General features: G+C 40.5%; 5 protein-coding genes. 4 read left to right on the forward strand and 1 reads right to left on the reverse strand.

Annotation, left to right across the window (positions count from 1 at the left end):
* The 3 genes from dnaA (at window position 1) to gyrB (ending at window position 5,407) form a co-directional block, all read left to right on the forward strand.
* The gene (gene dnaA / locus GJV44_RS00005; RefSeq protein ID WP_226806486.1) at window positions 1-1,488 is read left to right on the forward strand and encodes a chromosomal replication initiator protein DnaA; all 1,488 of its coding nucleotides are present in this window, start codon (window positions 1-3) and stop codon (window positions 1,486-1,488) included.
* A 227-nt stretch (window positions 1,489-1,715) separates the two neighbouring features.
* Complete coding sequence (gene dnaN, locus GJV44_RS00010) at window positions 1,716-2,822, forward strand: DNA polymerase III subunit beta (RefSeq protein WP_226806487.1); 1,107 nt, start codon at window positions 1,716-1,718, stop codon at window positions 2,820-2,822.
* Between the two features lie 101 nt (window positions 2,823-2,923).
* Window positions 2,924-5,407, forward strand: coding sequence for a DNA topoisomerase (ATP-hydrolyzing) subunit B (gene gyrB, locus GJV44_RS00015; RefSeq protein WP_226806488.1), 2,484 nt, complete (start codon window positions 2,924-2,926; stop codon window positions 5,405-5,407).
* 1,257 nt (window positions 5,408-6,664) lie between these two features.
* Here gyrB and GJV44_RS00020 read toward each other — a convergent pair.
* On the reverse strand, window positions 6,665-6,886 hold the full coding sequence (locus GJV44_RS00020) for a DUF3717 domain-containing protein (RefSeq protein ID WP_226806489.1): 222 nt from the start codon (window positions 6,884-6,886) through the stop codon (window positions 6,665-6,667).
* A gap of 2,773 nt (window positions 6,887-9,659) precedes the next feature.
* Between GJV44_RS00020 and GJV44_RS00025 the strand changes: the two genes are divergently transcribed.
* Complete coding sequence (locus GJV44_RS00025) at window positions 9,660-9,950, forward strand: HU family DNA-binding protein (RefSeq protein WP_226806490.1); 291 nt, start codon at window positions 9,660-9,662, stop codon at window positions 9,948-9,950.
* The last annotated feature ends 2,463 nt before the right edge of the window (window positions 9,951-12,413 follow it).

Raw genomic sequence — 12,413 nt, forward strand, 5'->3', positions numbered from 1 at the left:
ATGAACGATTTCTGGCAACACTGCTCAACTCTATTGGCGCGTGAGCTAACGCCTCAGCAGTACGTAACGTGGATTAAACCGCTTACGCTAGTAGACTTCGACGCTGAAGTCAACATGGTGCGTATTGCTGCACCGAACCGATTTAAGCTCGACTGGGTCAAGAGTCAATTTTCTGGACGCATCACTGATCTAGCGCGGGATTTTTGGCAGCATCCGGTGCAAGTACAGTTTGTACTCCATTCGAAAGATAATATGCAGGCCACAGCTACATCGGTTGATGCACTGACTAATAGTTCGCTGTCTCACCCAACAATATCTCAAGCGATCAGCATGGCTATCGACGCGACCTCAGATGATAATCAGGAGCAGAATATCTTGCGCTTAGACTCGACTGAAGTCGTAGTGGCGCGACGCAACTCGCGCACTGGGGTTCCCTCACCGTTGCCAGAGATCGATTCTACATACGAACGCTCTAAGCTCAATTCAGTTCTCACGTTCGAAAATTTTGTTACCGGCAAAGCGAACCAGCTCGCGCGCGCTGCGGCGCTCCAAGTTGCCGAAAACCCTGGCGTATCATATAATCCCTTGTTTCTGTACGGCGGTGTCGGACTGGGAAAAACGCATTTAATCCATGCCATCGGGAACCAACTATTACAAGATAAAGGTAATGCGCGTATCCGTTATATCCATGCAGAACAGTACGTGTCCAATGTCGTTAAAGCCTACCAGCGCAAAGCATTTGACGAATTTAAGCGCTACTACCATTCGCTAGACTTGCTGCTAATAGACGACATCCAGTTTTTCTCTGGAAAATCCCGCACGCAGGAAGAATTCTTCTATGCGTTTGAGGCATTAGTCGCAAATAAAGCGCAAGTGATCATCACCAGCGATACATACCCAAAAGAAATCTCCGGCATTGATGACCGTTTAATATCGAGATTTGATTCCGGCCTGACGGTAGCGATTGAGCCGCCCGAGCTGGAAATGCGCGTCGCGATTTTAATGCGTAAGGCACGGTCTGAGGGTGTCGTGGTGAATGAAGACGTTGCGTTCTTCGTCGCGAAGCACCTTCGATCGAATGTACGCGAACTCGAAGGTGCTCTGCGTAAAATCCTTGCATACTCAAAGTTCCACGGACGTGAAATTAAAATTGAGCTAACTAAAGAGGCACTCAAAGATCTGTTGACAGTACAGAACCGCCAGATATCGGTCGAGAACATCCAGAAAACTATCGCCGACTTCTATAACATCAAGGTCGCCGACATGTACTCGAAAAAGCGCCCAGCTAACATTGCTCGGCCGCGCCAGATCGCAATGTACTTAGCGAAGGAGCTTACGCAGAAGAGCTTGCCTGGGATTGGCGAGCTGTTTGGCGGTCGAGACCATACAACAGTGCTGCACGCGGTGCGAAAAATTTCTAATGAGCGCGGCAAAGATATGCAGTTGAACCACGAGTTGCATGTGCTCGAGCAAACCCTTAAAGGATGATGAAAGCCGCTTCAGTGATCTATTACTTTTAGGATATTTGATAGCGCTATTCAGCGGAACCTATACAGGGCTTGAAAAACTGCCCGGAAAATAAGCATATTTGAGTAAAGAAAATCTGAGTGTTTTTCGGGCAAAATAAGTATTTTTTCTTGGAAAAGAAAACGTAGGTCTCTACGTACAGCAATAGCGATGTGAGGCAATTCAGCCGTCATATACGAGGGAGTTCCATGCAATTTTTAAAGATCAAACGAGACACTCTGCTGCGTCCGTTACAGACGGTTAGTGGAATTGTCGAGCGCCGTAATACGCTGCCGATCCTTGCTAATCTACTCATCTCTAAACATGGCCAAGAAATGTCATTCTTGTCCACTGACCTCGAATTGCAGATCACAATGCGTGCAGATTTCGGCATTGGTAACAGTCAGATGACTACGACAGTAGCTGCACGCAAGCTCGTCGAAATTCTACGAGCAATGCCAATCGGCGATGTCACATTGACGCTATCAGATAAACGGCTCACCATTCAATCTGGCAAGAGCCGCTTTGCGCTGCAAACGCTGTCAGCTAGTGAGTTCCCGACGCTAGCACAAGCAAAGGACTTGTGCGCAAGCCTGTTAGTACCGCAAAAGACGTTTAAGCAATTGCTCGGGATGGTCTACTTCGCGATGGCGCAGCAAGATATCCGCTATTACTTGAACGGCATGCTTCTAGTAGTTGATAATGATCAGTTGATCGTCGTGGCGACTGACGGCCACCGCCTTGCGGTCTCGTCAACGAAGGCAGACAGCGCAGTGGCACACCAAGAAGTAATTATCCCCCGAAAAACTATCCTTGAGCTCCAGCGGCTTCTAGAAGATATCGATGACCCGCTGAAGATTGATATCGCGTCTACGCAAGTAAAATTTACGTTCGGCCAGATTGAATTAGTATCGAAGCTTGTCGAGGGCAAATTTCCGGACTTCCGTCGGGTAATTCCAAGAGACTATAAAAACACATTTATGATTAGCCGTGATGCGTTGCAACATTCGTTGCAACGAGCAGCAATCTTAATTTCGGACAAACTGAAGGGCGCGCGGTGCATTGTTGAGCCTGGCCAGCTCAGAATCATGTCAATTAATGCCGATCAGGAAGAAGCACATGAAGAATTAGAGATTATATATCAAGGAGATACGCTAGATATAGGCTTTAACATCACATATCTGCTAGATATGCTCGCGAACCTGAAAGTTGATATGATCCAGGTCGCGTTAGGAGACGATGCAACATCGAGCGCGTTATTCACAATTCCAGAGAATGAACAATTCAAATACGTAGTAATGCCAATGCGGATATAACCCTGGGGATCTGAGCGATAACAAAGAGGTCCAAAGGAACTATTCCGACCCTTTTAATATTAATTAGCTATTTAAGTAGTACGCAGAATCGGAAAAAATTCATGACTGAACAGCACAGACAGCAAGTGAGTGCAAATTCGGATAACAGCTATGATGAGTCGTCAATCCAGATCCTCGAAGGTCTCGAGGCTGTACGCAAACGGCCAGGTATGTATATAGGAGATACTTCTGATGGAACCGGTCTGCACCATCTCGTATTTGAGGTGCTAGATAACTCGATTGATGAAGCGCTTGCTGGATACTGCAATGATATCTATGTAGTTATTCATCTGGATAATTCGATCTCTGTAACGGACAACGGCCGAGGAATCCCGACTGACATCAAGCGCGACGATAAACACGAACCCAAGAGAAGCGCGGCCGAAATCGTGATGACCGAATTGCACGCTGGCGGAAAGTTTAATCAGAACAGCTATAAGATGTCAGGCGGGCTGCACGGTGTTGGTGTATCGTGTGTCAATGCACTGGCCAAATGGCTCCGGCTTACCGTACGCCGCAGTGGAAAAAAGTATTTCTTAGAATTTCGTCGCGGTGTCGTGAGGGATCGTGTTCTCGAGCAACGCGATAATGAGCAAGTCTCACCCATGGCGATTATCGGAGACACCGAAAACCGTGGCACTAAAGTGCACTTTCTAGCCGATGATACGATATTTAGCAGAGTCGAATACCACTACGATATCCTCGCCAAGCGCATGCGCGAGTTATCGTTCCTAAATCATGGTGTACGGATTCGGCTGACCGATGAGCGAACAGGAAAGAAAGATGATTTTGCATTCTCGGGTGGTGTAAAAGGTTTCGTTGAATACATTAATAAGACAAAGCAGATCTTGCATCAAAATATCTTTCATGTCCTTGGCGAAAAAGATGGAATCGGTATTGAAGTTGCAATGCAGTGGAACGATAGCTTTAACGAAAATGTCCTGTGTTTCACAAATAATATTCCGCAGCGAGACGGTGGAACACATTTAACTGGACTGCGCGCAGCGATGACACGCGTAGTTAATAAGTATATTACAGAAAGTGAAATCGCGAAAAAGTCAAAAATAGATACAATCGGCGACGATATGCGAGAAGGGCTATCATGCGTACTTAGTACCAAGGTGCCCGAGCCTAAGTTTAGCTCACAGACAAAAGACAAACTAGTATCGTCAGAAGTTCGCGCACCAGTCGAGGAAATTATAGCGAAGGCGCTTGAAGACTACCTACTCGAGATGCCAAACGACGCGAAGGTTATCTGCAGTAAAATTGTTGATGCTGCACGAGCGCGCGACGCGGCACGAAAAGCTCGAGAGATGACGCGTCGCAAGGGTGTGTTAGATGGCGTCGGGCTACCCGGAAAGTTAGCTGATTGCCAGGAAAAAAACCCTGAGAAATCAGAAATCTACATCGTCGAGGGTGACTCAGCAGGTGGATCTGCAAAACAGGGACGAGACCGCAAGTTCCAAGCAATCCTGCCTCTTCGCGGCAAGGTACTCAACGTCGAGAAGGCTAGGTACGACAAGCTGCTATCGTCTGAACAGATCGTCACATTAATTACTGCCCTCGGTTGTGGAATCGGAAAAGATGACTATAACATCGATAAGTTGAGATACCACCGTATTATTATAATGACCGATGCGGATGTGGATGGAGCGCATATCCGAACGTTGCTATTGACGTTTTTCTATCGGCAAATGCCCGAAATCATCGAGCGTGGATATATTTATATCGCACAACCACCTCTATTCAAGTTGAAGGTCGGAAAAGAAGAGCAATACCTAAAAGATCAACATGAGTTGAACCAACATATGCTGCAGCTAGCATTACATAGTGCAGAGCTAGTGCCATCAGAAGGTGCGAAACCAATTCTTGGTAGCGAACTTAACAAGTTTGCTCGCTTATACTTGTTTACACAGGAAATGGTGGACCGACTCAGCCGCCTCTATGATGAAGCTTCGATCGAAGCAGTCATAAACGGCGTAACTATAGACTTAACGTCCGAGGACGCGGCTCGGCAATCGGCGCAAGCCCTGCAAAATAAGCTGTGCGATAGCATACCTAAGCCCGATGTATCAGTATTACACCAATACGATGCTGTACGCGAGTTGCATTCGCTACGCATCGAGCGATGGCATCACGGTAATATTAAAATCTCGATCATCGATGAAGAGTTTTTATTAATCGCGGACCTCCAGCAGCTAATAGATGCCGCACATACATTGAAGAGGTTAATCGGCGACGGCGCAATTATTAAGCGCGGCGAGCGGTCAAGAGCTGTAACAGACTTTAAGAGCGTAATGAGGTGGCTAATCACAGACGCGGAACGCAACTTATCGAAGCAGCGCTACAAGGGGCTCGGCGAAATGAATCCGGAACAGCTTTGGGAAACCACGATGGACCCGGCCACGCGTTGTTTGCTACGGGTTCAGATCGAGGATACAATCGCTGCCGATGGGATCTTTACCACATTAATGGGTGACGAAGTCGAGCCAAGAAGGGCATTTATCGAGAGTAATGCACTGCGAGCACGAAATATTGATGTGTAAACACACCGATAGATAAAAAAAATAATAATATATGCATTCATTATCATGAAGTCTTAAAATTATTTAACTCGTCTCGACTAGTAGCACCACTATATGCCGCAGATATGAGATCTGATCTGCATAAAGATTGCGTTATATAATGTGCCGAATACGGCGGTGGTCAGTACTAACAAGAGCATTTTTGGAGCGCAGTAACGTGGTCTGTGTAGCTCGCTTTGACCAAAATTATAATTTTTTCTTATAAGAAAAAAATAATCTATATCATGCTTTTATTTAAGTTCTTTTTGAGAACCAAGCATAAAAATATATACCAATACAAAGTCAACTGACTACACAACCTCCAGAATTTTATTTATAAATCAACATTTTTATAAAAATTTACTACATAAAAATGAATTTTTAAGAACCAAAAAATATTTAAATTAATTTAATAGTTTAAGTTCAAATGTACCAGAAAAACCCGATACTAAATTATACCCTATAACCCTAGACATAATTCTGTATTCTGCACATTTCTAGTCTGAGTCTTTAGTGCGCAAATTAGCACGGATATGCTAGAAGGCATATGATTCATAATATAGTAATATATTAACTGGTTGCATATAAAAAATTTAACTATTATCATTAAGGAGTGTCACGAGGATAAAATATGCCCTGGGCACCGTCTGATATCTATTTGTATGTAATGTATCATGAAACGCTATTTTTGACCTATCAGAAACGAACTGTTTTCTTGGCCTGGTAGAATCTGGGTTTTCCGACGTTATATCGATAATCTTAGTTATTTCCTCGAACATAACATTATGCGTGCGCAGAATTATAAAGTAGATAAGACGGCAAAGCTAAAAGCTCGTATTTCAGCAAGCTAGATGTATGCGATTCAGATTTTATACTGCATCCTATTCACTAGAAATACAGTTTTTTTAACATACCCTAAAACTTTTTCTAAAAAATCTCATAAATCTTAGATTGTTGTCTCTTACATATTAAACTAATTAGAAACTATGACGCGATTTATTACAATAGTAGTGCGCTAACTTCCAATCAAAGAGAATTAAGTATTAATAACTATTATTATTAATACTTAATAAGTATACTATAATCTTTAATTATTTTAATTCATCTCAAAATAAATTTAGTAATGAAAACATAGATTTTAATCATAAAATTCAGAATTAAGCGAGTCTAGATTTATAAATGTGATTACCAGAGATTTTTTCACTAAAATCTCGAGTGGGAATTACGCTTCAAAAAATGTTAAAGATTTTTTAACTGTATATAAGCCTGCCATGCATTGCGTGCTACAGCATCTAACTCATCTTCCAGCATAGCATGCTGATGCGTCACAATCAAAAGTGCATAAGGTTTTGATAACGCGCTCGCCTCTTTTCCTAGACGCAATTCATCACCAGTAGCAGGCGAGCGAGCACGCCAGTAGTTAATGGCAGATTCCAGTTCGTGAATCGAGATATTAGACATTATAAGCCCTTGCGAAAAACGCGGGGTTTTATCACCCCGGCAGGCAGTACAACCTATTATACTTGAGCGACTTTTGCAAAAGTCCTCCTAATTACAGATTATTTCCCTATTACATAGGGGGTATCCGGGGTTGCCTAGAGCCGGCGGGCTTTGCAGTAGATATAGTCCGCAATAGAATTTTTGCAAAATAGATTTGATTTAGAGTCGGTACGCACTTATTATGCTGAATCTAAATCTGTCAGATATCAATAGTATAATATACTTCTATTCTAGATACTAGATTAGTAAATATAACTAATAATAATATAAATTTATATTATTATTTACTTAGAATACAAAAAATCATAATAAATATACGTTGTCTGTATAATACAATTTATCAGTATAAAAAATTATAACCACGTGCAAGCATATAAAATTAAGCTAACAATCGATAATCTAGTATATCCGCTGTAAATCATTTCCAGCTTATTTCTGTAGAACTCGCAGAATAACTAGCCGGACACTGGTCGCGCTAAAGCGATATCTTGCGTATTATACAGTAACAAAAAAGTTAGAGCCCGTTAGGTAAAATTTCTCTGAATCCGTATTTATTTTCTTATTAGATTATTTATCTATTATATCTAATACGATAAGATATAATATTTTACAGTAGATAAACATCTACTATCAATTTTAAAAAGTCCAAAAAATAAAACCATAGTTTTTCATAAATAAATAGAAATGCTACAGATTTAATAAAATCAATTCCAACTACGTTGGAATACAACATATAGTTGTACTACTATTAGTGTAGTATATTATATTAATAGTAATATTTTATTCTTTTTTTAAATAAAATTAGTATATCTAATTTAAAAAAGAAAGAATGTATAGTATAAATATATGTGATTTACAATATAAACAGACACATGCTATAAACAATATTATATTGAGAGCATAATTGATATGTAACTATTTTATAGTGGCTAGTGAAGCTATTGACACAATTTTATACTTACAATAACGACGACTAGTAAAATACTGTAATAGTATATTTTTCGCATCGAGAAAAGAAACTGAGGTGCTTAGTGCGGTTGGTACCTACTTGGTTAAAAGTATTAAAAATCTTTAAAATATATTTTTTAAAATTAATAATGGTTAACAAAGAAGTTAACTAACTGTGGATAATATAAGTTAACTCATTTGAAACATTAACTTGATATACTTGGAAGTCCTCGGAAAAAATGTGTAAAGCGTATCATATATGTCTAATAACTTTTTTAGATCAGTGCATGGCTAGAGGTTATCCAGAATCAATCCACATATCTAACATTGGTAACCCATATGGTTATCCACAGAAGTAAGTGGATAACCGAAAACGGAGTGAAGCCGCTGTCTCGATCTATCATCAAATCTGCATCTAGCATGCAACTAAGGCTTCTAGTTGATCTAACTTGCAAATTATTTAATTGATGACGCGTAACGTATATAGATAAGCAAGACTGTCGTATAACAAACGTCGTTTATCTAAGACGCTGTTATTTATATAACAGCCGGCACTTGTTATTATCTGGCTATTATTATGCTAGTGCGTAACTATCGTAGATTACGGAATACACGAATCGAAATAAGCATGATAATGATAAAATCGTTAATCACCTGTAGGCTGACGCCTCATCATGTGTTCTAAATAGAATAAACGGCGCGCATCCGATTTGATCTAGATGTAATAATAGTCTGCTGAATTTAGTATAGGCTAGCTTTGGTTGTTTACAGTAAGCACGGCATGAGTCATGCGATAGCATTATTTAGCAGCGAGCTGGTATTCTAGGCCCGGTAATGGATGGAATCATTGGTCTTTGCCTTCTAGGCTGGTATCGCACACAGGAAGTTCTCAGCATCGGTTCATGGCGATAAATTTAGTGGGCCATGGGAACACATATTTAAATAGATATGGGGTAACCTATAAGCGCGGCTATAACCTTACTAAGTAATATGAAAGTGGTGTTCACTTAAATGCTTAAGCAAAATCTGTACTGGATTACTTGTAACGACAGCATTAATCTAGCACGTCCTCTAGTAAATATAATCCCCTGGACATCGGGCTTGAGAATAGGCGAGGTGTGTACTATCTTACGAGCGAGTAGCATTGCTAATATATTTGCGGTTGAGTGGATTTTGACGGCAATATACAGCTAGTCGGATAGTGATGAGTCGACAGCGCGTTACCATTCCCAACTGACGAGAAGAAGAGTTCTTAGTTAAGGTCCTAGATAGTTTCATCGATTCAGGGCCAACTTAGATTGCTAATTAAAGGCTAGGCCATCTTCTATGGAGAAAAATAGGCAGGGCTTCGCAGAATTTTCCGTTGCTACTGCGACAGGAGTTAGCTAGTAGCGGTAAAGTAATGAGTATTATCTTCGCGTATGCAAGCTAAGCGGTAGCAAGCAAGCGCCCAAGCCACCAAGCTTTAACATTGGCTGAATTTGTAAATGGAAAGCAAATATTACTTTTTTCTCGGCACAAACTGCAAACTTTGCGTGAAGCATGAGGTAAATTTAAAAAAACCTTGATAAAAAAAATGTTTTTAGTTGTTATGATAGAAACCATCATCAATATATGTAACAAAGTATGCTAATTTGGCTAGGGTATAGAAACGCTAATATTGCATTTCTATAATTAGTTTTGGAAACTACAATCGCAAGATTATTGCACGCGACTGTTATGGCGAACGAACGTATAATTGGTGCGTTTGTGGCGTTTATAATCAACTAACTGTAAAAGAATACGTATGAACAAACAAGAACTGATCGACACTATTGCTGCGCAGACCGGTATCAGCAAGGCACAAACTAGTGAGACACTCGATACGCTGCTCGAAGTTATTACAAGGGCTGTGGCCCAAGGCCATAGCGTTCAGTTAGTCGGCTTTGGCAGCTTCGCTTCAGGTAAGCGGGCGGAGCGTACTGGCCGCAACCCGAAGACTGGTGAGACGATTAAGATTCCCGCCACACAAACGGTTAAGTTTACAGCAGGTAAGGCGTTTAAGAACGCTGTTAATAAGCATTATATGGAAATATAGGCAAGGGCCCTATGCAGTTTACCACCGCGGGGGCAAGCAAACTTTCTAGCCCACTATGTAGTTTGTGTTGACTAGCTAGAGAACGTCAGTCACCCCAATTATGTTCTGGGTGGGATCACCGATATTGTTGATGTAGTTAAGCCTTTTCTTTCCACCGTAAAACGGGTTGGGGGTTCATTCTTACCGACAAATTTGGGCTATTTTTTGCTGATTATCGCATATTAATCAGTATATTATATAAAATCGAGTCATGTTTTCTATATATTATAGTCATCCGAACGGATTAATACTATTTAAATAACAATTACCGATTTGTTCATTATCTGACCCCCCTTTTTTTGTCAGTCTTTTTCACTCTAAGAAGCTCGGTGTCTTATGGCTAAGTGTTTTATTCTGGTTAGAGCGTGCGAGTCTAAGACAACGCTTCATATATAATACACACATGTCAATAAGCCAGATAGTCGTCTCGTCGGTACTGCAAGTCACTAAATCATTTCAGATAAAACAGATGACGCGATCGATGTGCTATGTTATTAGCACTTATTACGTTATTGTTTTAGGAAGATTATGATGTAGCAGGCTGACTAAGACCGAAGTGCTCGTGGAAAAGCCTTTACCTAGCTCAATAAAAACAGTTAGCTTAAAATATCTAAGTCAACGGCCATTCAAAAAAGCGCTAGGAAACTTAACATATGCCAGCTTATCTATATAAGAATATAATGTAATAAAAGTGGTATCGAAGATACAGAACAACGTGAGAATTGTTTCTAACCGGCGCACGCAAGGCTTTATTGCCTGTCTTCGTTCTATCATCGCTGATGTCGCAGGTTATACCGCTGTTAAATAACGTTTAAGCTTATATATAATATAAGAAATAGCACGGATCATCACTGTAAAAATATATTGCTTAGTACAGCTAAGTTAGCCGAATGTTATTAACAATATACAACTTTTAGCAGATGAGCGATGTTTCTAGAATGTTTCTCAATTCGCCTCAGATCGTATCAAAGTGATTTCTACTAAAATCTTCTGCATATCGCTCATACATTATCTTTCGATTCTGCTGATACTTAAAAAAATAGGAATTGACTGCTTAAAAAATATCAGCGCACTTATCTGTTTAGTGCTACAAGCAGAAGCTAGCGATGTAAACAGTGTGGTATAGATTAATGAGCATGTAGTATGAGATGTTGAAAGATAAAATGCGCCTGGGAAGATTAAGTTAATCTACATTAGACCATAGTAGAGTAGATCAAGTTATTAAGCATATGCAAGTGAATTTATGACTCTTAACACGTCATCGCACGCAAAACTAGTATTATCGCGCTGCGATGAAGTGTATAGTCGTAGACTGGCGAGTCTAGTTAGTTAAGTAATCTGCTAAAATAGACTCGACATCAAGCTAATCAATAAACACTAATCCGCTGTCGCATTGCGACAGTTTTTTGTTCAACTCGAGTAACGAGGTTGAAATGCAAGATGCAAGACACACGATAAGCCGTCAGAGTGGCATCACGCTTATTCAAATGATGATTATAGTCGCGACTCTTGGTCTCTTGGCGGCTATAGTTATGTTTAAAATCACAAATCATTATCCTAATCAGGTTAGTTGTGCGACCACAGACCAGCGCATTGATATAATCATAGATGCCCCTGAATCTATATTAGCCTGATAATAATCTCTCTGACATAGAAAAAAGTTTGCATGTATTTATCCGGAAGTCGTCAACGCATCCAATGCCAAGATATTGGACAGAAAAGAGTTATCTCGAGAAAGTGCTAAACAATTTCTTAGGTAAATTATATCCGTATCTGAACTCGGATCTAGCCTATAACATTAACATGTTTATCTATGGTCGGACTATAAACTAGGTAACGAGGAAAACAATGCTTATTTATGATTAATTTATATAGAACTTTCGGCATCAAGATATCACGCGGGCCACGTAATACGGTATAGATTGTATTGTCAGTAGTGGCTAACTTGATGCTTATAATTCTTTTCATTGCGAGCATTCCCAGTTGCATAGTGATGCGTCTAATACGCGGCTTGGATTAATTGGGGGAACGTGCACGTATAGCTATCCAAATCTTTTATATTGCGTCCTGCCACTCAAGCGCTTCTCGCTGTCTACTATAGAGACGGTAGGTATAGATTTAGAGTTTAGTGCGAATCGTTTGCTCGTTATGCAGCAGTTAGTAAATAAATTCAGACATTAGCGAAGAGACTGATAATCTTATACCGAAAATCGGTGGCAATATATATACATGCCTTATACTGCTTTGAATGACACTGCTAATTAGATAATAGAACGTGCTAAAATAAATGCCGCTCTATCGAAATGAGGGCTACGATGTATTATGTCGATTGGTGGAAATTTTCCTATGTTACGGTGTGATGTTTTATTCAACGTAAGCTGGGCTTACAGGAGACCAAAACCTTTGTAGTAGAGGAGAGCATTA

Source organism: Candidatus Vallotiella adelgis (assembly GCF_020541305.1).
Lineage (GTDB): Bacteria > Pseudomonadota > Gammaproteobacteria > Burkholderiales > Burkholderiaceae > Mycetohabitans > Mycetohabitans adelgis.